This window comes from Mesorhizobium sp. M8A.F.Ca.ET.165.01.1.1 (assembly GCF_004792065.1).
Classification (GTDB): domain Bacteria; phylum Pseudomonadota; class Alphaproteobacteria; order Rhizobiales; family Rhizobiaceae; genus Mesorhizobium.
The window spans coordinates 462,082-484,022 of record NZ_SRTH01000002.1; the positions used below are offsets into that span (position 1 = coordinate 462,082).

Annotated in this window: 23 protein-coding genes; 11 read left to right on the forward strand and 12 right to left on the reverse strand. The window is 62.5% G+C overall.

The features are described from left to right. Positions 1 to 32: 32 nt before the first annotated feature. Positions 33 to 1,223, reverse strand: coding sequence for a hypothetical protein (locus EN808_RS06805; RefSeq protein ID WP_135915419.1), 1,191 nt, complete (start codon positions 1,221 to 1,223; stop codon positions 33 to 35). Between the two features lie 331 nt (positions 1,224 to 1,554). On the opposite strand from EN808_RS06805, the gene parC reads away from it, so the two are divergent. Further along, entirely contained in the window at positions 1,555 to 3,807 is a 2,253-nt protein-coding gene (gene parC, locus EN808_RS06810) for a DNA topoisomerase IV subunit A (protein WP_135915420.1), read from the forward strand. A gap of 118 nt (positions 3,808 to 3,925) precedes the next feature. Next, on the forward strand, positions 3,926 to 5,140 hold the full coding sequence (locus tag EN808_RS06815; RefSeq protein ID WP_127869651.1) for an AI-2E family transporter: 1,215 nt from the start codon (positions 3,926 to 3,928) through the stop codon (positions 5,138 to 5,140). A 9-nt stretch (positions 5,141 to 5,149) separates the two neighbouring features. Here EN808_RS06815 and EN808_RS06820 read toward each other — a convergent pair whose 3' ends face one another. From EN808_RS06820 to EN808_RS06830, 3 genes are all read right to left on the reverse strand, one after another. Continuing rightward, entirely contained in the window at positions 5,150 to 6,046 is an 897-nt protein-coding gene (locus tag EN808_RS06820; RefSeq protein ID WP_135863990.1) for a DMT family transporter, read from the reverse strand. 134 nt (positions 6,047 to 6,180) lie between these two features. Then, complete coding sequence (locus EN808_RS06825; RefSeq protein WP_015318275.1) at positions 6,181 to 6,939, reverse strand: arginyltransferase; 759 nt, start codon at positions 6,937 to 6,939, stop codon at positions 6,181 to 6,183. Positions 6,940 to 7,079: 140 nt separating this feature from the next. Then, positions 7,080 to 7,550 (reverse strand): RDD family protein, encoded by a 471-nt coding sequence (locus EN808_RS06830; RefSeq protein ID WP_127280407.1) that lies wholly within the window; start codon positions 7,548 to 7,550, stop codon positions 7,080 to 7,082. Positions 7,551 to 7,756: 206 nt separating this feature from the next. Between EN808_RS06830 and sthA the strand changes: the two genes are divergently transcribed. Further along, positions 7,757 to 9,145: a Si-specific NAD(P)(+) transhydrogenase gene (gene sthA / locus EN808_RS06835; RefSeq protein WP_127869649.1), complete on the forward strand. Its 1,389-nt coding sequence runs from the start codon at positions 7,757 to 7,759 to the stop codon at positions 9,143 to 9,145. A gap of 75 nt (positions 9,146 to 9,220) precedes the next feature. Here the strand turns inward: sthA and EN808_RS06840 are convergent, their stop codons facing one another. Further along, on the reverse strand, positions 9,221 to 9,892 hold the full coding sequence (locus EN808_RS06840; RefSeq protein WP_135863992.1) for an alpha/beta hydrolase: 672 nt from the start codon (positions 9,890 to 9,892) through the stop codon (positions 9,221 to 9,223). A gap of 200 nt (positions 9,893 to 10,092) precedes the next feature. Here EN808_RS06840 and EN808_RS06845 point away from each other — a divergent pair, with 200 nt between their 5' ends. Beyond that, a complete protein-coding gene (locus EN808_RS06845; RefSeq protein ID WP_135863994.1) occupies positions 10,093 to 11,292 on the forward strand; it encodes an OpgC family protein in 1,200 nt (399 codons plus the stop codon). A 16-nt stretch (positions 11,293 to 11,308) separates the two neighbouring features. Here EN808_RS06845 and EN808_RS06850 read toward each other — a convergent pair whose 3' ends face one another. Next, positions 11,309 to 12,385, reverse strand: coding sequence for a substrate-binding domain-containing protein (locus EN808_RS06850; RefSeq protein ID WP_135863997.1), 1,077 nt, complete (start codon positions 12,383 to 12,385; stop codon positions 11,309 to 11,311). 161 nt (positions 12,386 to 12,546) lie between these two features. Here EN808_RS06850 and EN808_RS36220 point away from each other — a divergent pair, with 161 nt between their 5' ends. Together EN808_RS36220 and EN808_RS36225 are read left to right on the forward strand one after the other, a co-directional pair. Continuing rightward, a complete protein-coding gene (locus tag EN808_RS36220; RefSeq protein ID WP_189343628.1) occupies positions 12,547 to 12,690 on the forward strand; it encodes a hypothetical protein in 144 nt (47 codons plus the stop codon). Between the two features lie 57 nt (positions 12,691 to 12,747). Next, complete coding sequence (locus EN808_RS36225) at positions 12,748 to 12,894, forward strand: hypothetical protein (protein WP_189343629.1); 147 nt, start codon at positions 12,748 to 12,750, stop codon at positions 12,892 to 12,894. 17 nt (positions 12,895 to 12,911) lie between these two features. On the opposite strand, the gene EN808_RS06855 is transcribed toward EN808_RS36225, so the two are convergent. Together EN808_RS06855 and EN808_RS06860 are read right to left on the reverse strand one after the other, a co-directional pair. Beyond that, on the reverse strand, positions 12,912 to 13,277 hold the full coding sequence (locus EN808_RS06855; RefSeq protein WP_135863999.1) for a DUF423 domain-containing protein: 366 nt from the start codon (positions 13,275 to 13,277) through the stop codon (positions 12,912 to 12,914). Between the two features lie 38 nt (positions 13,278 to 13,315). Beyond that, on the reverse strand, positions 13,316 to 14,569 hold the full coding sequence (locus EN808_RS06860) for an MFS transporter (RefSeq protein WP_135864001.1): 1,254 nt from the start codon (positions 14,567 to 14,569) through the stop codon (positions 13,316 to 13,318). A 115-nt stretch (positions 14,570 to 14,684) separates the two neighbouring features. On the opposite strand from EN808_RS06860, the gene EN808_RS06865 reads away from it, so the two are divergent. After that, positions 14,685 to 15,350 (forward strand): GntR family transcriptional regulator, encoded by a 666-nt coding sequence (locus EN808_RS06865; protein WP_135915421.1) that lies wholly within the window; start codon positions 14,685 to 14,687, stop codon positions 15,348 to 15,350. A gap of 101 nt (positions 15,351 to 15,451) precedes the next feature. Continuing rightward, complete coding sequence (locus EN808_RS06870; protein ID WP_027146689.1) at positions 15,452 to 15,712, forward strand: DUF982 domain-containing protein; 261 nt, start codon at positions 15,452 to 15,454, stop codon at positions 15,710 to 15,712. A 60-nt stretch (positions 15,713 to 15,772) separates the two neighbouring features. Here the strand turns inward: EN808_RS06870 and EN808_RS06875 are convergent, their stop codons facing one another. Beyond that, positions 15,773 to 15,925 (reverse strand): hypothetical protein, encoded by a 153-nt coding sequence (locus EN808_RS06875; protein ID WP_135864005.1) that lies wholly within the window; start codon positions 15,923 to 15,925, stop codon positions 15,773 to 15,775. Positions 15,926 to 16,122: 197 nt separating this feature from the next. Here EN808_RS06875 and EN808_RS06880 point away from each other — a divergent pair, with 197 nt between their 5' ends. Both EN808_RS06880 and EN808_RS06885 read left to right on the forward strand, forming a co-directional pair. Further along, positions 16,123 to 17,094 (forward strand): glycosyl transferase family 90, encoded by a 972-nt coding sequence (locus EN808_RS06880; protein WP_135864007.1) that lies wholly within the window; start codon positions 16,123 to 16,125, stop codon positions 17,092 to 17,094. A 137-nt stretch (positions 17,095 to 17,231) separates the two neighbouring features. After that, a complete protein-coding gene (locus EN808_RS06885; protein ID WP_135864009.1) occupies positions 17,232 to 18,203 on the forward strand; it encodes a glycosyl transferase family 90 in 972 nt (323 codons plus the stop codon). A 24-nt stretch (positions 18,204 to 18,227) separates the two neighbouring features. Here the strand turns inward: EN808_RS06885 and EN808_RS06890 are convergent, their stop codons facing one another. After that, on the reverse strand, positions 18,228 to 19,271 hold the full coding sequence (locus EN808_RS06890) for an aldo/keto reductase (RefSeq protein WP_135864011.1): 1,044 nt from the start codon (positions 19,269 to 19,271) through the stop codon (positions 18,228 to 18,230). Positions 19,272 to 19,553: 282 nt separating this feature from the next. Between EN808_RS06890 and ppk2 the strand changes: the two genes are divergently transcribed. Further along, positions 19,554 to 20,474 (forward strand): polyphosphate kinase 2, encoded by a 921-nt coding sequence (gene ppk2, locus EN808_RS06895; protein WP_127280737.1) that lies wholly within the window; start codon positions 19,554 to 19,556, stop codon positions 20,472 to 20,474. 71 nt (positions 20,475 to 20,545) lie between these two features. On the opposite strand, the gene EN808_RS06900 is transcribed toward ppk2, so the two are convergent. Then, positions 20,546 to 21,193 carry a dihydrofolate reductase family protein gene (locus EN808_RS06900; RefSeq protein WP_135915422.1) on the reverse strand — a complete coding sequence of 216 codons (648 nt, stop codon included), beginning with the start codon at positions 21,191 to 21,193 and terminating at the stop codon, positions 20,546 to 20,548. Between the two features lie 189 nt (positions 21,194 to 21,382). Continuing rightward, positions 21,383 to 21,925: a glyoxalase superfamily protein gene (locus EN808_RS06905; protein ID WP_135864016.1), complete on the reverse strand. Its 543-nt coding sequence runs from the start codon at positions 21,923 to 21,925 to the stop codon at positions 21,383 to 21,385. Positions 21,926 to 21,941: the final 16 nt, after the last annotated feature.

Sequence of the window (21,941 nt, forward strand, 5' to 3'; positions counted from 1 at the left end):
TATAATGACGGGGAGAAGGTAGCTAACTCCAATCAGTCCTCGTTCGCCTTGACGCTGACGCCGAGTGTCTTCGGCAGATCGAGCGGGTTGGACATGGCGCCCGCTATGATCAGCGCGAAGGGCACCGATGCCGGCGGCTCGGCCGAGATTTCGAGGCTCTTCGGATCGTCGAGATATTTGCTGACCGCCGCGGTCACCTGAGCCGTCAGTTCCGGATTGTTGAGCTGTGCCATGCCGAACGGCACGATCGCCTTGGCCTGGTTGGCGATGTCCTTGGCCGACATGCCTTGCTGCTTGCCGACATAGTCCAGCACCTTGCCGGTCAGCGAATCGTCGTCGAAGCGGATCGAGGCGCTGTTGAACGAAAGCTGCTGCAACAGGCCGAGCATGGCCATGCCTTGCGCTGAATTGTCGGCGCCTTCCGGCTGCGCGGCCATCTTCTTCTGCATTTCCTGCAGCGATTTGATGAAGTCGATCGTGTAGCCGCCAAGGTCGAAGGTCATGCCGAGCGTGCCGGCGTTCTCGACGGAGATGTCGTATTTCGACAGTTCCATCTTGCCGTCCGATGGCTGCCAGGTGCCGGCCATCTCGAGATTGCCCGAGATGTTCTGGTAGCCGAGCGCGTCGATGACTTCCTTGGACTTGGGATCGTCGACCAGCGAGAGATCGGCCGTGAACTTCTCGGTATTGGCGGTGAATTCCATCGCCTTGCCGTCGGCGGGCGGCGTGATCTCGATGGCAAGGCCGTCCATCGAGAAGGCGGTCTTGTCGGCGACCTTGACCGTCATGTTCGACAGTTCGGCGGATTTGTACATCATCAGCGAACCAAGCGGGCTGGTGGAGCCGTCGGCCGGTACCGTCATGTCGTGGATGACGAAGGGACTGAGATCGAGGGTGACGCCGTCCTTGCTGTGTTCGAAGGCCGAGGTCGACACGGTGCCGATATCATAGCCGCCATTGGCTTCGGTGACGTTCTCGAGCTTGACGTCGCCGATCGCCAGCGCTTCCTTTTCTGCGGCCGGTTTCACCGACACGCCCTGCAGCACCATGCTGGTGTTGTCGCCGGTCACGCCGGTCCAGGAGATGTCGACACCCTGTGCGGAGAGTGCTGCCTTCAGCCGGTCCGCGACCGCGGCATCCTGGGCAAGGGCCGCATTCAGCGGCAGTGTGAGCAAGAAAGTCGAAAGAGCGAATTTCCGGATAGTTGAGCGTTTGATTGTCATCGCAAGGTCCCTGAGAGTGTCCTGAAATTGTTTTTCAATTCTTTGCGCCATCACCATTCCGTGACGAACTGGACGGGAAAAAGGCGTGTTCCGGCACAATGGTCCAAAATCGCGGTGAAAGGCAAACCCGATCCGAGCGCTATTGGAGAATGCAGTGAATTTGGCATGAAGGTCGGGCCGCCAGCGTGCTTCGCAATAGATGCGGCATGTAACAGATTGATGTTGGACGGCAAGCTCGACCGTGCGGGTTCCTGTTGCAGAAACGAGCGCAAATCGATTGGTCGGGTGCGCGCCTCTTGCCGCGAATCACCCGCTCGGCTAGTCCCAGCCCATGGGAAAAAGGCTTTTGCCGCCTGACAATGGCGGTGGCGATCATATCGAACCGGTCGATCTGAAGAAGGCGCTGGAAGAGCGTTATCTGGCCTATGCGCTGTCGACCATCATGCACCGGGCGCTGCCGGACGTGCGTGACGGGCTGAAGCCGGTCCATCGCCGCATCATGCACGCCATGCGCCTGCTGCGCCTCAATCCCGACCAGGGTTTTGCCAAATGCGCCCGGATCGTCGGCGAGGTGATGGGCAAGTTCCACCCGCATGGCGACCAGTCGATCTATGATGCGCTGGTGCGGCTGGCGCAGGATTTTTCGATGCGCTACCCCCTGGTCGACGGCCAGGGCAATTTCGGCAACATCGACGGCGATAACGCGGCCGCCATGCGCTACACCGAAGCGCGCATGACCGACGTGGCGACCGAATTGCTTGCCGGCATCACCGAGGACGCGGTCGACTATCGGCCGACCTACAATGAAGAGGACGAGGAGCCGGTCGTGCTCCCCGGTGCCTTCCCCAATCTCTTGGCCAACGGCTCGTCCGGCATCGCGGTCGGCATGGCGACGTCGATCCCGCCGCACAACGCGGCCGAGCTTTGCGACGCCGCGCTGCACCTGATCGAGCATCGCGATGCGCCGGTGGCGAAGCTGATGGATTTCGTCCAGGGCCCGGATTTCCCGACCGGCGGCATCATCGTCGACAGCCGCGCTTCCATCCTCGAAGCCTACGAGACCGGCCGCGGCGGCTTTCGCGTGCGGTCGAAGTGGAGCCAGGAAGACCAGGGCAGGGGCACCTGGAGCATCGTCGTCACCGAAATCCCCTATGGCGTGCAGAAGGCCCGGCTGATCGAGAAGATCGCCGAGCTGTTGATGGCCCGCAAGCTGCCGCTGCTCGAGGATATCAGGGACGAAAGCGCCGAGGACATCCGCGTCGTGCTGGTGCCCAAGAGCCGTTCCGTCGACCCAGGCATCCTGATGGAATCGCTGTTCAAGCTGACCGAGCTCGAAAGCCGTTTCCCGCTCAACATGAATGTGCTGTCGCGCGGCAAGGTGCCCAATGTGCTCTCGCTGAAAGGCGTGCTGCAGGAATGGCTGGATCACCGCCGCGATGTCCTCATCCGTCGCTCGAAACATCGCCTCGGCGAGATCGAGAGGCGGTTGGAAATCCTCGCCGGCTACCTGATCGCCTATCTCAACATCGATGAGGTGATCAAGATCATCCGCGAGGAGGATGAGCCCAAACAGGTCATGATGGCCCGCTGGTCGCTCACCGACACCCAGGCCGAAGCGATCCTCAACATGCGGCTGCGCGCTTTGCGCAAGCTTGAGGAATTCGAGATCCGCAAGGAATTCGATGGGCTGACCGCCGAGAAGAAGCAGATCGAGGCGCTGCTGGCGTCCGACGCCAAGCAGTGGTCGACGATCAAGTGGGAAGTCACCCAGGTTCGCGACAAATTCGGCCCGGAGACCGAGCTCGGCAAGCGCCGCACCCAGTTCGCCGATGCGCCAGAGCACGACCTGACCGACATCGCCCACGCCATGATCGAGCGCGAGCCGGTCACCGTGGTGGTTTCGGAAAAGGGCTGGCTGCGGGCGATGAAGGGGCATCTGGCCGATCTCTCGACGCTGACCTTCAAGGAGGGCGACAGCCTCAAGCTCGCCTTCCATGCCCAGACGACCGACAAGGTGCTGGTCTTCACCACCGGCGGCAAGTTCTACACGATCGGCGCCGACCGGCTGCCGGGCGGCCGTGGCCATGGCGAGCCGATCCGCATCATCGTCGACATGGACAATGACCAGGACATCGTCACCGCCTTCGTCCACGATCCCAAACGCAAGCTGCTGCTCGCCTCGTTCGACGCCAACGGCTTCATCGTTCCGGAGGAAGAGGTGGTCGCCAACACCCGCAAGGGCAAGCAGGTGATGAACGTCAAGGCCCCCGACGAAGCCAAGCGCTGCGTGCCGGTCGTCGGCGATCATCTCGCTATCGTCGGCGAGAACCGCAAGATGCTGGTGTTCGCGCTCTCGGAAATTCCGGAGATGGGCCGCGGCAAGGGTGTGCGGCTGCAGAAATACAAGGACGGCGGCCTTCTCGACCTCAAGCCGTTCTCGATGGAGACCGGTCTTTCCTGGCAGGATTCAGCCGACCGTACTTTCACCCGGTCGCGCGAGGAACTGGCCGAGTGGATCGGCGCGAGGGCATCGGCAGGGCGTATGGTGCCGAAAGGTTTCCCGAGGACTGGGAAGTTCGGTTGAAGCTGCCGATCCCTCGTGGGGGAGATTGGCAGCTTCACCAACACCGTTTGGACTATCGTCACGATTGCTGCACTATATCGGCGCATAACTGACCGGATGGTCGGGGAGAACAGCGCGTTTGAAGGAAGCAAAGATCCAGAAACCGGAACGGCAGCAGCGCCTGTTCGGGCTGTCGACGCCGCTCCGTTCGGCTGTCATCCCGCCGCTGTCGGCGGCGCGCTGGTTGTTGGTGCTGATCGTCGCCGCCGGCGTCTATTTCTTCCACGGTTTCCTGTTCCCGGTGCTGGCGGCGCTCGTCATCGCCTTCGCCAGCTGGCCGCTCTACCGTCGCCTGCTGGTCGGCGTTGGCGGCAACCGCACCATCGCCGCCACATTTGCCATCCTGTTCATCCTCGCCTTCCTGGTCATACCGATCGCGCTCGCCGGCACCTATGCCATCAACGAGGTGCGCGAATGGGTCGGCTGGGCGATCGAGACCAACCGCCACGGTGCGGTGACGCCGCACTGGATCGCCACCATGCCTGTCGTGGGTGAGTGGCTCAACGAGCAGTGGACGACCAATCTCGGCCATCCCGGCGGCATCGGCGAACTGATCCAGCTGGTCAGCGGCGCGAATATCGGCAGCATCTACCGAGGCGCGCTCGCCGCCGGCGGCAGCGCTTTCAGCCTCTTTCTGACGCTGCTGTTCATGATGATCGCCCTGTTTTTCGCCTATCGTGATGGCGAGAATTTCGCCGGCCAGATCGACCGCCTCGGCGAACGCATCCTGCCGACCCGCTGGGAGCGGATCTCGCGCGTCGTGCCGGCGACCATTTCCTCGACCGTGACCGGCATGACCGTGATTGCCATCGGCGAGGGCCTGGTGCTGGGTGTCGCCTACTGGCTGGCCGGGGTGCCGTCACCTGTGACGCTGGGCGCGCTGACCGGCGTGATGGCGCTCATCCCCGGCGGGGCGCCGCTGTCCTTCACGCTGGTGTCGATCTACCTCGCGGCCAGCGGCTCGCCGATGGCCGGCCTGGCGCTGTTCATATGGGGGACGGTCGAGCTGTTCATTGTCGACAAGACCTTGCGGCCGAAGCTCGTCGGCGGACCGATAAAACTGCCCTTCCTGCCGACCTTTTTCGGCCTGATCGGCGGCGTCAAGACCATGGGTTTTCTCGGCCTGTTCATCGGTCCGGTCCTGATGGCGCTGCTGGTCGCGATCTGGCGCGAGTGGCTGCGCGAGGTGGAACTGGCCGATGAGACGGCGGCCGGATCGGCCGCCGAGATCGAGGCCGGTCGGCGGATCGAGGTCCTGCCCGAACCAGGCGCCGCGAAGAAAGCCAGCGCCTGACCTCGAACCCTACGCCGGATGATGCACCGCAAGGTCGCCGCGACGCTTACGTCCATCATGCAGCTGCCAGAGCGAATGGGCGACCAGCGTGACGATCAGGATGCCGCCGCCGATCAGGCTGTTGCGGGTCGGCGTCTCGGCGAAGATCATCCACACCCAGATCGGCGCCAGCACCGTTTCGAGCAGGTAGAACATCGCCACTTCCGGTCCTGAAATGTACTTCGGCCCGGCGGCGAGGCAGAAGAACGAGATCGGCATGATGACGGCGCCGTTGAAGATGATCCACCATGGCGCGTTCACGTGGAAGCCTTCGCCTGTCACCATGAAGGCGGCCAGCCCAAGCGGCAGAAGGACGCCGATGAGCGAGGTGAATCCCATATCCTTGCCGCTGGCGCGCGAGATGGTGATGGCGACCGCGATGAAGAAGGCCGAGCAGAGCGCCATGAAGTCGCCGAACAGCTTGCCGGTGCCGACCGAACCGCCGACGATGACCAGCACGCCGAGGATCATCACCAGCATGGCCACGATGGTCACCGTCCGCGGTTTTTCCCGCAGGAATATCCACGACAGAAGCGCCGCGAACACGGTGTTGAAGGCGAGGATGAACACCAGATCGGCGGTCGAGGTGTGGTAGACCGCGGTGACGAAGGTGATCGAGGTCAGCCCATAGCATATCGCCACGATCAGCCCGTCCCAACCGGGGATGAGCGGCGGTGCATTGCGGCTCAGCGCGCGCCAGACCGACCAGATGATCATCGCGGCGATGAAAGTGGTTCCGGTGCGCAGCAAAAGGATCGTCCACGCGCCGCCATCCGCAAGGCGGATCAACGGTATGTCGACAGTCAGTATCAGTCCGCCGATGGCGGTTATCAAAAGGCCCTTCTGGTGATCGTGGTGAGAGGACATGCAGGAACTTTCGCAATTGAATTGCAGGCGGTGGCCGATCGGCGCAAGCGCGCACTCTCTCCAACCGAGCGGCTGAAAGACCAGCATCCCCTGCCTTGAAACAGTTTAAGCGTGGATCGTGGGAAAACTCAGCGTCAGACCGCTTCGTTTGTATAGCGCTCCCAGCCTTTCGGGCCGAGATGCTCCTGCGGCATGAAGCGCATCTTATAGTTCATCTTGCGCGAACCATTGACCCAGTAGCCAAGGTAGACATGGGGCAGTCCCATCGCCTTGGCACGGGCGATATGGTCGAGGATCATGAACGTGCCGAGTGAGCGGCTTTCGAAATCGGGATTGAAATAGGAATAGACCATCGACAGGCCGTCGGCCATCTTGTCGGTGAGCGCCACCGCGATGAGTTCGCCCTGACCCTTGCCGGTGATGAAGGTATCGGGCCCGCGCCGCCGGTATTCGATCACCTTGGTGTCGACATGCGTATCCTCGACCATCATGGCGTAGTCGAGCACTGTCATGTCGGACATGCCGCCGCGGCGGTGGCGGGCATCGAGATAGCCGCGAAACAGCGAATATTGTTCGGTTGAGGGCTCGGCATTGTGCATCGCGCCGACGAGATCGGAATTGTGCTGCAGCACGCGCTTCATGTTGCGGCTGGCGGTGAACTCCTGGGCCAGGATGCGCACGGATACACAGGCGCGGCAGGTTTCGCAGGCTGGCCTGTAGGCGATGTTCTGCGAGCGCCGGAAGCCGCCTTGCGTAAGCAGGTCGTTCATTTCCGAGGCCTTGTCGCCGACCAGATGTGTGAACACCTTCCGCTCGAACTGGCCGTCGAGGTAGGGGCACGGCGACGGCGCGGTCAGGAAGAACTGCGGCGACTGGGTCGGATGCTGCGTCATCGAGCCTTGGAAACACTCCTTCGAATCGCTCTACCTTTGGCTCGGGCGGCGAAAAATTCAACAGGATTGTGAAGGTGTGGTTGCCTGAACACCTTCACATTTGCGCTCAAGGGGCTGCGACTTCTCTTGAGGGCCGGTTTTTAGCGGCCGGTGCGGCTGACCACGGTGCCGAGCAAAAGATCGTGCAGCGTGCGCTTGCGGTCCGAGAATAGCGTCACCAGCAGGACCAGCGGCGACAGGATGACGTTGCCGGCCCAGAACAATACGGAATGGACGACCGCGGTGAGGCCGTCGATCGGCCTGCCGTCGAGACGATCGAGGCGGATGCCCATCATCTTCATGCCCGTGGTGGCCTGGTCGGCGCTGCCCAGCGTGTTCCAGATGTAGAGGATGGCGACTGCCGGCACCAGGACGCCGAACAGCATCCAGCCAAGACCGAGGGTCAAAAGCCCGAGGAAGAACACCAGGATGGCGAACGGAATGGTGAGCAGGGCAACCATGATATAGTCGAGCACGAAGGCCAGGATGCGCCTTGTGCGCACGCCTTCATAAGCCCTGACATCGTCGAGCCGGGTGTTGATGATTTCGCCGTCGAGAACGCGAGCGTTCATGTCATTTCCTCGTAACAGGGTCCGACATAGGGTGCGGACCGCTCGATGATGAAATGGTGAAGGCTCGCCGCAGAATCAAGATTGGGCCATTCGCCGGCTCGCACGGCGGAGCCAGACGGCCGACAGTCCGAATCGGTTGAATTCGCGGCGCGGATGGCGTTAGCTTGTTGCGGCGCAACAAAATGGGCGCCGAGGGACGGGGACATATGGATTACGACATGCTGGTCATCGGCAGCGGCCCCTCGGGCCGCCGCGCGGCGGTGCAATCGGCCAAACTCGGCAAATCGGTGCTGGTGGTCGACCGCGGCCGGCGTCTTGGCGGCGTCTCGGTGCACACCGGCACCATTCCCTCGAAAACGCTGCGCGAAACGGTGCTCAATCTCTCGGGCTGGCGCGAGCGCGGCTTCTATGGACGCGGCTACCGGGTCAAGCAGGACATCTCGGTCGGCGACCTGATCGAGCGCCTGCACAAGACGCTCGACCACGAGGTCGAGGTGCTGCAACACCAGTTCATGCGCAACACGGTCAAAAGTGCGCGCGCGGCGGTAAAATTTCTCGGCCCCAACAAGGTCAGCCTGACATCGGACAATGGCGACTATAGCGAAGTCGGCTTCGCCAATGCGCTGATCGCCGTCGGCACCAGGCCGCATCGGCCGCGCGACGTGCCCTTCGACAAGACCCGTGTCTTCGACAGCGACGAGATGCTCGAACTCGACCGGCTGCCGCGCACGCTGACGGTGATCGGCGCCGGCGTCATCGGCGTCGAATACGCCACGATCTTTTCCGCGCTCGACGTACCGGTGACGCTGGTCGAGCCGCGCAACTCCATCCTCGATTTTGTCGACCGCGAGATCGTCGACGATTTCATCCACCAGATGCGCGACCGTGGCATGACCATAAGGCTGGGCAGCGCGGTCAAGGAAATCCGCTCCAAGCCGGAAGCCGCCGAGGTGGAGCTGGCCGATGGCCGCACCATCCGCTCCGAGGTCGTGCTCTATGCCGCCGGCCGCACCGGCAATGTCGGCAGCCTTGGCCTCGACGTGGTCGGCATCGAGGCCGACTCCAGGGGCCGCATCAAGGTCGATCCGCAGACGTTTCAGACCAGCGTGCCCAATATCTACGCCGCCGGCGACGTCATCGGCTTTCCGAGCCTTGCCTCCACCTCGATGGAGCAGGGCCGGGTGGCTGCCTGTCATGCCTTCGGCGTGTCATTGCCGCCGCCGCCGGAGACGTTCCCCTATGGCATCTACGCGGTGCCGGAGATTTCCACCGTCGGCCAGTCCGAGGAGCAAGTGCGCGAGAGCGGCGCCGCCTATGAGGTCGGCGTCGCGCGCTTTCGCGAGACATCGCGCGGCCACATCATGGGCGTCAACACCGGCTTCCTGAAGCTGCTGTTCTCGATCGAGACGCGGCGCCTGCTCGGCGCGCACATCGTCGGCGAGGGCGCCACCGAACTCATTCACATCGGCCAGGCGGTGATCAATCTCGGCGGCACGGTCGACTTCTTCGTCAACAACACCTTCAACTACCCAACGCTGGCCGAGGCCTACAAGATCGCCGGGCTGGATGCCTGGAACCGGATGGGGAGGGGGTAGGCTCCCGCCATCTGGGCGAGCAAAGCCAGCATCACGTCGGCTGATGGCATCGGCAGCACCGCCTGCCCTGATTGCCTATCGCGATGGCGCGCGCGTCCACGCCGATCCCGGCAGCCATCGCCCGACGATCGCGGCGTCCGGCTCGCCGATTTCGTGGCCCGATGGAACAATCCGGGCGTCGATCTCGGTGCCGTGCCGGCTGAGCAGCGTCACCAGCGCCGGCGCGAAAGACCCGTAGGTCTCGTCGGCGGCTCCGGCAATGATCAGCGTTCGCGTTCCCGCAAGGTCCGTCGCCGGGACCTCGTCGAGCACGGGCATCGGCCTCAACAGCGCAGCGCTGCGGACGATGCCGGGATGGAGCAGCATCAGGCTCGAAACCAGATTGGCGCCGTTCGAATAGCCAAGGAATGTCGCGTGATCGAGATCAAGCCCATGGCGCGCGACGGCTTCGTTTGCGAAGGCCGCGAAGGCGGTGGTTTCGAAATGGATGCTTTCCTGGTCGAAAGTGGTCGGCGTGATTCGCTCGAACCAGCGAAAACCGTCCTCCTGGGGGACACGGCCACGCACCGCGATCAGGACGGCATCGGGCGCCAAGCGTCTCGCCAGCGCCACCATGCTTGTCTCGCCGACGCCCGATCCATGCAGCAGGAACAGGCATTCACGGCTCTTTTCGCCGGGGCGGAGGAGGCGATACGGAAAGGTCAGATCCAGCGTTAGCGGGCCGCTGTCGACATTGTCGCCGGTCATCTCGCATCCCTTTGATTATATGAGGTTCCGCTCAATTTGCCGGCTTCAAAACGCAATATTTTCATGCTCCGCGAAAGTTGATCGAACCAGGCGCATTCCAGCCCGTTTCTGCGCCGATACACTCCGGTGGGAGGAATCGAAGCGGTGCGTCGGGGGTCGCATTGCTGGACATGAACAACCAGCTTTGAGGCCTTTTGTCGATGACTACCCCTGTTTTGCCGGATCGCAATTTGCGTATCCCCGAACGCGACACGCGTATCGATGTACTGCGCGCGCTGGCCCTGCTCACGATCTTCATCGACCATGTGCCGGGCACGGCTTTCGAGGCGCTGACCTACAAGAATTTCGGTTTCTCGGACGCGGCCGAGGCATTCGTGCTGATTTCCGGCATCTCGGTCGCGCTCGCCTACGGCACGAAGTTCCGCCCGGGTGGCCGGCTTCTCGCGACCTTGAAGATGTGGCGGCGGGCGGGCGTGCTCTATGTCGCCCATATCGTCACGACGATGGTGGTGATGGCCCTGTTCTGCGCCGTGGCGGTGTTTGCCAAGCGGCCGGAACTGGTGAAGCTGATCAACATCGAGCCGCTGATGAAGAACCCGCCGCAAGTGCTGGTCGGCATCGTCACGCTCGGCCACCAGCTCGGCTACAACAACATCCTGCCGGTCTATGCGGCGCTGCTTTTGATGGCGCCGGCCTTTGTCCTGTTCGTCAGCTACCGGCCCGTCGCGGCCCTTGTCGCATCCGGCACGTTGTGGCTCGTTGCAGGAATCTGGCAGATCGCGCCGCCCAATTATCCCGAGCCCGGTTTCTGGTTCCTCAACCCGCTGTCCTGGCAGTTCCTGTTCAACATCGGCCTTGTCGCCATGCTGCATGTCAGGCGCGGCGGTGTCATTCCGGTCAACCGCTGGCTGGTCGGCGCGGCCGCCGCCTATGTGCTGGCGGCGCTGGTCTGGGTGCACAGCCCGCTCTGGGGGCAGATAACCTGGTTCAACCTGCCGGTGGTGATCGGCGGCTTCGACAAGACCTTCCTGTCGCTGCCGCGGCTGCTGCACATCCTGGCGGTCAGCTACCTCGTCGTCGCTCTGCCGGCGCTCTCCAGCCTGTTCCGCACCAGCCCTGATCATCCGCTGGCGATACTGGGCAAACGATCGCTGCCGGTCTTCATCGCCGGCACGGTGATCGCAATGGTCGCTCAGGTGATGAAGCTGATCAATCCAGGCGGGTTCGTCTATGACAGCCTGCTGATATCGGCCGGCATCGCCATGCAGTTCGCGCTCGCCTTCTATCTCGAATGGCTGTCGACCATCGGCGGCTCGGCCAAGGCCCGCACGGCCCAAAAGGATCCCGCGCCGGTCCGTGCGCCTTTGGGCCTCTCCGCCATGGCAAGAGCCAACCGATAGGCGGTTCGGCGGCGGTTCAAGCGCGGGGCGGACCCGACGAGCCCCGCACGATCAGTTCGACCGGCAGTTGATGCCTGCTGACCGGCCCATCGCTCTCCAGGATCGCCCTGACGGCAAGGCGGCCTATCTCGGCAATCGGCTGGGCGATCGTGGTCAATGGCGGCTTGGACACCGCTGCTTCCGGAACATCGTCGAACCCGACGACGGAAACATCGTCGGGCACGTTGAGCCCGCGTGCGCTCAGCCATTCGAGCGCCACCAGGGCCATTCTGTCCGACATGGCAAGGATGGCGGTGGGCGGCGCGTCGGAGGCGAAGATGGTTTCGAGCCCCGCCTTCGTGCTCGCCACGTCGTTGGCGGTCTCGTAGACGGGCACTTTGGATATATCGACGCCAACCCGCGAAAGCTCCCGGAGATAGCCCGTGAGGCGGTTGCGCGTCCCTGCATAGGTAGCGGCCCGTACCTGTTCGGCCGAAACAATGCCCGTCCTGTCGTCGGCGAAGGGCAGCGCAAGGACGGCGAAGCGGCGATGTCCAAGATCGGTGAGATGGCGGGCCGCCATGCCGGCGCCGGCGATGTTGTCGACACCGATCGCGGCGACCGACCCGTCCTCGGAATCGAGGTCGAGCGCGACGAAGGGCAGCTTGCGCTCGCGTGCCAGTTCCACCAGGCGCGAACCGCCCTCGATGCAGAAGACGATGAAGCCGTCGACCAGCGCGCTCTGGATGTTCCAGGCAAGCTGTTCGTTGTTGGCGGCCGAGACCAGTGAGATGCCGGCTCCGGTTGCATCGCAAGCCTGTGAGATGCCCGCCATCATGACGCGCGCAAACGGATCGTCGAAGAAGTAGGAGAGGGGCTCTGCGGTGGCAACGCCAATGGCGTTGACCTTGCCGGCCCGCAGCAGCCGGCCCTTTGGATCGGGGCCGCCATACCCCATGGCCTCGGCGGCTGCGCGAACCCGTTCGCGAACTTCCTCGCGCACGATCTCGGGCCGGCTGAATACATTGGACGCGGTGCCGTGCGAAACCCCGGCGGCCTTGGCGATATCGGCCAGCCGGACGGGTCGTCGATTGCCTGCGGTAAGTGACGCCATTTGCGCGGGTCTCCTGACATGCATTTAGCACGTTCTTGGGCCGCATCTAGCACTTTCGTTGGATCGATTCAAATTTTGCTTGACCGTCGCCAATGAAAGGCCTATCTTTGAATCGATCCAAATTGGCGGATTTAGCCTGTTGATTGACCTCGGAGGGAATGATGCATCCCATCAACTATCTGTTCGAAGACATCTACCGCAACGACTGGAATATCGGGTCGGCGACAAACAGCCAGAAGCGCCGCGACAGAACCAGTCCGTGGATTCGCGACTTGCGCTTCCTCGTAGGGCGCAAGCGGAGCTGATCGGCATTGCCCTTTTTGTGCTTGCGATTGGATCGATTCAATTGGAAGGAGAAAAACATGCACCCCATCCAGCATCTGTTCGAAGACATTTACCGCAACTACTGGGGTATCTCGCCCGCCGCCGAGCGGCCAGAGTCCAGATGTCTGAAGAGGCCGGCCGCGCGCAATCGTGATCTGCTGATCCGACCCGAACGTCGGCGCTGATCCTGCTGGCTTGAATCTCAGGAACGTGGGCGAGCCAGGGCAGAAATTGCTATTGCCAGCCAGCCGACGATGAGCAAGGTGCCGCCGATTGGCGCCGACATCGGAAACAGTCTCGATCCCAGGAAATCGCGGGCGAGAAGATCGCCCGCGAAAAGCACGAGACCGACGAGCAGGACCAGGCTGGCCATTCGCAGCCAGCGGTTCGCGCCGACAAGGCCAATGGCGAGAAACACCGGCGCATGCATCAGAAGGAACGAGGCGGCCGTGCCGGTGAAGGCGCCGCCACGGTGCGCCGCCGCTGCCGACAGCGCCACGCCCGCGGCGCCGACGAGGCCGCCGGCAAGCACGAGGAGGCGGCTGCCGTTTGGATCGGCGAGGTTCATGGTCGGCGTGCTCCTTCTTTTTGCAGGTCGGCCAAGGGTCAGGGCTTGCCCGCTTCCAGCGCCATATGCCGCGTCCGCCGCGACTGGACAATCCAGTTGTAGACGGCACCGAGGGCCATCAGCACCGATGTGCCGAGAAACACCGACGGCATGCCGAAATGGCCGCCGACAAAACCGCCGGCCAGCGGTCCCGCGACCTGCCCGACATACTGCGCCGAGATCGCCAGGCCAAGCACGTTGCCGCCAACGCCGTCGGGGATATTGTGCCTGATGACACTGGTGATGCAGGGCAGGAGACCGCCCAACGCCAGGCCCATCAGGAAACGCAGGCCGATAAGCTGCCAGCTGTTGGTGACAAAAGCCTGCGGGATGAGCAGCAGCGCCGAGACGGCCAGCGCTCCCACGACAACGTTCCAGTGTCCGATCCGGTCCGCGAGCTTCCCGAGCCAGGATGCCGACAGGATGGTGCCGAGCGCGGCCGCCGACATCACAACGCCGGCGACGAGCGTCACCCGGCCCTGGTCCTCGATGAGCTGCTGCACATAGACGGTGATGATCGGCTCGATCGACATTGTGGCGAAGGCGAGCAGCATGCCGGTGGTCAGCATGGCCACGACCGGGCGCTTGTCCGGGATCTGAGACCAGCCGCTTTTCGGCTTTGCCGCCGGCGCGGCCTCGGCCGGCCTTGGGCGCGGGCTCTCCTTGATGAGGAACGTCGTCGCCAGGAAGGCGAGGAAGATCACGCCGCCCGACAACAGGAAGGTGGCGCGAATGCCGATTACCGGCGGCAGCACGCCGCCGAGCAGCGGGCCGACCAGCGAGCCCGCCGTGATACCCGCCGACAGGACGCCAAGCGCCCAGCCGGAGCGCTCCTTCGGCGTCTGCATGGCCACCAATATGGTTGAACCCGAGGAATAGCCGCCGGCGAAGCCGATCAGCAGGCGCAGCAGAACCAATTGCCAGACCGTCTCGACCATGCCCGTCAGCGACATGCAGATCGCCATGCCGAAGGAGGCGCGGACCAGCATCACCTTGCGGCCGTAGCGGTCGCCCAGGCGTCCCCACAGCGGCGCGACCATTGCCGCGGCGAAGAAGGTGGCCCCATAGGCGATGCCGGACCACTGCACGATGGCCGCATGACCCTGTGCGCCGAGCTGTTCGACATAGAGTGGCAGGAACGGCAAGAGCAGGGTCATGGCGATGAGCGTGCTGAACGAGCCCGCGAAACAGACGGCAAGATTGCGCCGCCAGTGAATGTTGTAGCCGCTCTGCCGCGTGTCTTCCTGTGTCATGTCCTGCCTGCCCGGTGTCGGCGCTTGTTGCGGATACCATTTTGGGATACCAATCTGGTATCCGTCATGAACTTCAAGCCCGCCGCTGTCAATGCGGCTTCGGAAAGGACGCGCGATGTCGCAGATGCAGAATGTCGAACGGCAGCTTCGCGAGATGATCCTGGCTCTCGAGGTCGGGCCGGGAGAGCGGCTGACCGAACGCTGGATCGAAGGCCGTTTCGGCGCCTCGCGCACGCCGGTCAGGGCGGCACTTCTGCGGCTGGAGACCGAGGGCCTGGTCGGCAGGGACGGGCGCGGCTGGACGGTCTCGCCCATCAACCTGGCCGAGCTCGAGCAGATCGCGGTCTATCGCGAGGCGGTCGAGGTCGCCGCGCTGCGGCTGACGTGCGGGCAAGCCGACAAGAGCGCGATCGATGTCATCGAGGCGATGCTCGATTCCTGCGACGAAAATACCAAGCGCGAGGAATGGCATCGTGTCGGCATGGATTTTCACATCGAGCTGGCGCGGCTCTCCGGCAACGAATTCCTGTTCCGGGCGGTTCGTGACGCCATGACGCGGCTGTCGCGCGCCCGCTGGCTGGAAGTGCGTGACGAAACGGCCCTTGGCCGTGCCTGGCTCGAACATCGCGCCATCCTTGCCGCGACACGCCTTGGCCAGGCCGATGAAGCCACGCGGCTGCTGTCGGCCCACATCGTCGGCAGCCGTAACCGGTTGGTGACGTCGCTTGCCAACGACCGACGTGGCCTTCGCGCCAGGGGATTTGCCGTCGTCGCCGCCTAGTGCGGTCGATGCAGGGCAGCATTCGCCGGAAAACAGGCCGCATCTGACGCGAAGCGCACTTTCGGCCTCGCTTCAAGCAAGCCGATGGCGTAAGAGCGGCAATGGAAAACAATCGGTTTGAAACACCCGTGACCGTCAAGTCCGTCACGGCGGGAAGCACTCAGCTCTTGCGTTCGGCAAGGGAAGCTTCCGATTACCTGCTCAACAGCTGGCCCGGCAAGCGCAGCGCCAAGCATCGTGCGGCGCTGCAGGCCTGCCACGACGCACTCGCCGGCGACAAGCCGGCGATGAATGCCCGACGCGCTTTCATCGCCGCGGCGCGGGAGGTGGATGTTTTCATCAGTGACAAGGCGCCAGCCTGACATAGGCTGATACCGACAATTCGGATTGAGGCACGGCCCGCATTCGCGGGCCGCATGCCGTTACTCCTCGGTTTCGGTCTCGGTCTCGGTCTCGGTCTCGGGCTTCGAACGTTCGCGGGCGGCAACCTTGGCCGCCAGCTTTTCAGCCTTCTTGGCCGCTTTCTGGCGGTCACGCTCCTTGCGTTCCTGATCGTAGTTGGGTGCTCGCGCCATATCGGCTCCTTTTATCACTGCCTTGCGGCCCTGAACCTGCCTAGGAGCATTAGCCGTCAAACACAACAGCTGAAGCGACAATGCTGGATGCTTGCTGGAAGAGATGCGGGGGCTTGCCAGATGGGCGCCACAATGATGTAGGAAATGCGGGGCGCCAATGAATTGAGAGCTGCCTGTTTGTTTTGATCAAGTGACCGATGGCCACAATTTCGCGGACCGCCGCAAGAGTTTTCTATTATGCGAGAAACGTCGTGCGCGATGTCGCTCCGCAAACGCTGTTTCGCGCAAGGCTGGCCGGCCGGCTCGAAAGGGCGAGGCTTTCCGGTGAGGCGGCACGCCGCAGGCTGAATTACTACAACAAGCTGCAGGATTGTTTCGCGCCAAGCGCCAATGCCAAGCGCATCAGCAAGCTGCCGTTCACGCCGACCATGTACTATTACGACCTGAAGGAATTCGCCCGCTATTTCGATCCGGATTTGTTCATCGACCTCGAATTCGGCGACGTCAGGAACGTGCCTAGGGTGCCCGCTATCGTCAAGGATCGGCCAATCTGCGATGACGACCGGAACGCCGTCATCATGAAGCTCGACAAGTTTCGTCACTTCCAGATGCCGGCTGACGCTATTGCGTTCGCCGACAAGCTGCCGACCGTGGTCTGGCGCGGCGATCTCAACAACCCGATCAGGACAAGATTCCTCAAGGCAGTGCGCGACCTGCCGTTCTGCGATGCCGGCTCGCACAAGCCGAACGCGCCGGCCGAATACGCCAAGCCTTTTCTCAGCATCAGCCAGCACCAGCGCTACCGCTACATCGTCTCGCTCGAAGGCAATGATGTAGCGACCAACCTCAAATGGATCATGAACTCGAAGTCACTTTGCCTGATGCCACCGCCGACTTATGAGACATGGTTCGCGGAGCGGCAGCTCGAAGCCAATGTGCACTATGTGCCGCTCGAGGCGGATTTCTCGAACCTTGCGGACCATGTGGCCTATTTCGAGCGGAATCCGGCCAAGGCGGAGCGCATCATCGCCGCCGCGAATGCCTATTGCCGGACATTCGACGACGAGCGGACCGAACAGGCGATCTCTCTGCTGGTGCTCTACAAATACTTCGTGCTCTCGGGCCAGATCAAACCTGATGCCGAGGTGTGGCGCTACATAACGGGCTAGTTGCCGGGCACCTCGTCTCGGCCGGCTGCCACGTGTTCGGGCAGCGCTGGATTGCGTGGCCCAATCATGCGATCATGCCGAGGGAACCGTCCCGGCCGTCATTTGTTTAATCGCGTTTATCTCTGATCAAAAGAACGATGGCCACCATAAAACGAACGACCGCAAAGGTCTTTTACTACGCGCGAAACGTGATCCGCGATATCGCACCCCAGGCGATCTTCCGACGACGGTTGGCGGGCCGCCTGGAACAGGCCAGGCTCTCGGATGAGGCCGTGCGCCGACGGCTGAATCACTACAACAAGCTGCAGGACGCTTTTACGCCAAGCGCGGATGCCGTGCGTATCGACCAGCTGCCTTTTGAACCGAGCATGTACTATTACGACTTGAAGGAATTTGCCCGCTATTTCGATCCGTCACTGCTCATCGACCTGAAGTTCGGCGACGTAAAAGGCGTGCCCGAGCTGCCGACGCTCGTCAAGGACCGGCCGATCCGCGCCGACAACGGCAACGCCGTCGTCATGAAGTTCAATAAGTTCCGCCATTTTCACATGCCCACCGACGCCGTCGTCTTCACCGACAAACGCCCGGCTGTGGTCTGGCGCGGCGACCTCAACAATCCGATCCGGACACGGTTCCTGGATGTCGCGCGCGACTTGCCGTTCTGCGACGTCGGTTCGCACAAGCGCAATGCACCGGCTGCGTACAGCAAGCCCTTCCTCAGCATCAGCCAGCACCTGCGCTATCGCTACATCGTCTCGTTGGAGGGCAATGACGTGGCGACCAACCTCAAATGGATCATGAACTCCAACTCGCTCTGTCTGATGCCGCCGCCGACCTACGAGACATGGTTTGGCGAGAGCCAGCTCGAGGCTGGAGTCCACTATGCGCCGCTCGACCCGGACTTCTCCAATCTCCGTGAAAAGGTAGATTATTTCGAACGGCATCCGGCCGCGGCGGAGCGCATCATCGCCACGGCCAATGCCTACTGCCGCAAATTTTCCAATGAACGGGACGAGCAGGCGATCTCCCTGCTCGTCCTCTACAAATATTTCGTGCTCGGCGGCCAGATCGAACCCGATCCCGAACTCTGGCGGTTCATCGAGAGCTAGCCCTCGCTCTCGACCTGACGCTGATCAGATATCGCTGCGGTCGAGAACCAGATCGGCGGGGCCGAAGCGATCCTTCGCTGTCAGTTGCTGATGCCAGTAGGGGTAGAGCAGGGGCGGCCGGCTTACGGCGTCGAGACGCTGGCGTTCCTCGGTGCCTAGCACCAGGGCGGCGGCCGCGAGATTGTCCTTCAGCTGGACGTCATTGCGGGCGCCGATCACCAGCGAGGAGACGGCAGGGCGGCCGAGCAGCCAGGCGAGCGCCACCTGTGCCGCCGAAACACCACGATCCCTGCCGATCTCGACCAGCACATCGACGATCCGCCACAGCCGGTCCTCGTCGCGGATCGGCGGCTCGGACCAGCCGGCGAGCTGGCGGGCGGTCGGGCTGTCGCGGCGGTATTTACCCGACAGCAGGCCGCCGGCGAGCGGGCTCCAGACCAGCACGCCCAGCCCCTGGTCGACCGAGATCGGCAGCAGTTCGTACTCGGCCTCGCGCGCTTCCAGCGTATAGTGGATCTGCTGGGTGACGAAGCGTTGCTGGTGGCGGCTGTCGCTGATGGAAAGCGCCTTCATCACCTGCCAGCCCGAATAGTTGGAGCAGCCGATGTAGCGCACCTTGCCCTGGCTGACCAAAGTGTCGAGCGCGGCAACGGTTTCCTCGAGCGGGGTGAGGCCGTCCCACTGGTGGACGAAATAGATGTCGATGACATCGGTCTTCAATCGCTTCAGGCTTCTCTCGCATTCACGGATCAGATGATGGCGCGACAGGCCCTCGTCGTTCGGGCCCTTGCCGATCCGCATCCGGGCCTTGGACGCGATCAGCACGTCGTTCTTGCGCTTGCCGCCGAGCGCTTCGCCTATGATCTCTTCCGACAGGCCGTTCGAATAGACATTCGCGGTGTCGATGAGGTTGATGCCGGCGTCGATGCACATGTCGATCATCCGCTTTGCTTCGGCGAGATCGCTGTTGCCGACCGCGGCGAAAGGCCCGGCGCCGCCGAAGGTCATTGTGCCAAGCGTCAGTGTCGAAACCTTCAGGCCGGAACGGCCAAGGGTGCGGTATTCCATGTCAGATCCTCACGATTTTGTTGAAGAGGCGTGCCGCCAAGGGGCAGGCCTGGAACGCGACCGGGGATTTGTAGGACAATTCGGTCGGCTTGTCGCCATGCGATGACGCCGATCGATCATGCGTCGCGAAATTTGCACCGGCGGCAAATCGCGCCCGGGCTGCAATAAAACCGTCACCGCCGGCCTATATTGAAGTCGGCTCAGGTGTTTCCATTCCCGGCCGCTGGCAGCAATTTGGGGACGCCCCAGGGAACCGACAGGCTTGCAAGCGGAGCAGTTGATATGACCGAGCTAAGACAGAATTCCCCTGCCAAGGACTGGCTTGAAGCTGAACTCGCCGACACGCTCGACGAAGATTATGAACTCGAATTGTCGGAACCGGCGCTGTCGATGGAGATCGCCAAGATCTACAAGAACTCGCATCCGCCTTCGATCGATCGCATGCAGTATTTTCGCGACTTGATCACCCTTCAGTCCGAATTGATCAAGCTGCAGTCCTGGGTCGCCTATCACAAGAAGAAACTGGTGGTGATTTTCGAGGGCCGCGATTCCGCCGGCAAGGGTGGCGTCATCAAGCGTATCACCCAGCGGCTCAATCCGCGTATCTGTCGCGTCGTGGCGCTTCCGGCGCCGACCGAACGCGAGAAGTCGCAATGGTATTTCCAGCGCTATGTCCCGCATTTGCCCGCAGGCGGCGAGATCGTGCTGTTCGACCGCTCCTGGTATAACCGCTCCGGCGTCGAGCGGGTGATGGGCTTCGCCAGCCCCGATCAGGTCGAGGAGTTTTTCCACGACGTGCCGGAGTTCGAGCGCATGCTGGTGCGCTCCGGCGTCACCGTGGTCAAATACTGGTTCTCGATCACCGATGAGGAACAGCAGATGCGCTTCCTGATGCGCATCCACGATCCGATGAAGCAGTGGAAACTGTCGCCGATGGACCTACAGTCGCGGGTGCGCTGGGAGCAGTACACCAAGGCCAAGGAAGAAACCTTCGCCCGCACCAACATTCCCGAAGCGCCCTGGTACATCGTCGAGGGCAACGACAAGAAGCGGGCACGCCTGAACTGCATCGACCATCTGCTCAAGCAGCTGCCATATGAAGAGGTGCCGCACGAGGAGATCACGCTGCCGGAGCGCGTTTTCAACCCGGAATACGAACGCCAGGTCCTGCCGCGCGAGCTTTACGTGCCGGAGAAATATTGAGTGACCCTTCCTTCTCCCCGTCACTATACGGGGAGAAGGTGCCGGCAGGCGGATGAGGGGCGGCGCCGAGCTTAAGCCCGATTGATAACCACGTGCGTGGCCAGCGCCGTCGCCACCTGTTCGGTGCACGCGTAGCCAAGCTTGGGCATGTCAAGGCCGGCAAAAAGGTTCTCGCCCCGGCCAAGCAGCACAGGCGAAATCGCCAGGTGCATCTCGTCGATCAGCCTCTCCTGGAGATACTGGCGGATCGTATCGACGCCGCCGCCGACCCGCACGTCCTTGCCGCCAGCCGCCGATCTCGCCTGCTCGAGCGCCGAATGGATGCCGTCGGTGACGAAGTGAAAGGTGGTGCCGCCTTCCATTGTGATCGATCCCCGCCTGTGGTGCGTCAGCACGAAAACCGGCACATGGTAGGGCGGGTTGTCGCCCCACCAGCCCTTCCACTTGTCGTCAGGCCATTCTCCGCGGATCGGCCCGAACATGTTGCGACCCAGGATCCAGGCGCCGACATTCTCGAAGCTGCGCGCCGCGAACGCCTCGTTGGTATCGGTGGTGCCGCCATCTTGTCCGAGCACCATCTTGCGGAAGGTGCGGGTGTCGACAAACCACTTGTGCAAGGATCCTCCGCCGATGCCGAGCGGATTTTGCAGATCCTGATCAGGACCGGCGCCATAGCCGTCGAGCGAGAGGGTAAACGCGTTGACACGAAGTTTTGACATGAAGACCTCCTCGATAACCAGTTGTAATTTGCAAGTGGTTTTCTTTTAGCAAACTGATTGCGAATTGCAAGCGGTATTTTCGGATCGAAAGTATGTATCCGGACCTTTGCCGCCAGGCGATGTCGGGACTGTTTTTAGCGGTCGGCCCGGACGGCCAGTGACGGCCGCCCAGGCCGCCGCGATATCAGCTCATTCGCCCGTCAGTTCCATGAAGCGGATGTGGTTGCTGAACGGGTCGATGACCTCCACCGTCAGCCGGCCGTCTTCATGCTCCAGGCCGGGATTCATGTAGCGGTACTCCTTGCCGGCAAGCTCTTTGTGGAAGTCGCGGATGCCTGTCATATAAACGACCATGTTGCCGCCAGGCGTCGCGTCGCCCGCATGTTCGGACAGGTGCAGTGCAAGGTTGCCACGCGAGACTTGGGTATAGAGAGGGGAACTTTCCCCATAGCGGTGCTCCCAGTCCACGGTGAAGCCGAGGAAGCCTAGGTAGAATTCGTGCGCCTTGGCGACGTCGAAGATGCGAACGATCGGCGCGGTTCGCTCGAAGACGATCTTGTCTTGGCCGGCAGGCGGCGCTTCGATCTTCGCCGACAGAATATTCCAGCTCGCCAGTCCAAACTGGCGCGCGACGATCTCCAGGGCGTCACTGTGGCTGATCGTCAGGTCGCGGGCGGCAAGCGCCTCCCGCATGGCTTTCGCCATGGTCTTGGCATCGCGATAGGCAAGCATGTCCGTTTCCTCGGGT